Raw genomic sequence first — 450 nt, 5'->3', positions numbered from 1 at the left:
CGGTGCCGTCGGGGGTGCGGTCGAGGCGGATGTTGTGATCGTGGACGGCGTGGTGGTGGGCGGAGCAGATCAGCAGGAGCCCGTCGATGTCGGTGTCACCCCCGTGGATCCACTGGATGAGATGGTGAATCTGCAACCAGCGGGTGTGGCCGCAGCCGGGGTACTGGCAGTGGCCGTGGTCGCGGGCGTAGACGGCGTCGCGGAGTTTCTTGCCGGGGTGGCGCTGGCGGTGGCCGAGATGGAGCGGGTTGCCGGCCGAGTCGGTGACCATCCCGCGGAGGAACCCGTCGCAGCCGAGGCGTTCGACGGTCTGCCGGGACAGTCCGATCCCGCCGTCGATGTCGGCCCACGCCCCGATTCCGATCCGTGGCGTTGTCACCGGTCCCGCGGCGGGGCATTCCCCAGCACCAGCACCTGTGTCTGCTGCTCCGCCTGCGGGGGTGTCGGGGT

1 protein-coding gene is annotated in these 450 nt (G+C 70.4%); it reads right to left on the bottom strand.

The window, feature by feature from the left end:
- On the bottom strand, positions 1-379 hold a 379-nt coding region (locus tag NBZ85_RS31820; protein ID WP_498041292.1), incomplete at its 3' end, for an HNH endonuclease.
- Positions 380-450: the final 71 nt, after the last annotated feature.

The sequence above is a fragment of the Frankia tisae genome (assembly GCF_025403405.1).
In the GTDB taxonomy this organism is placed as follows: domain Bacteria; phylum Actinomycetota; class Actinomycetes; order Frankiales; family Frankiaceae; genus Frankia; species Frankia tisai.
This window is presented reverse-complemented; position numbering and strand designations above follow the sequence as displayed.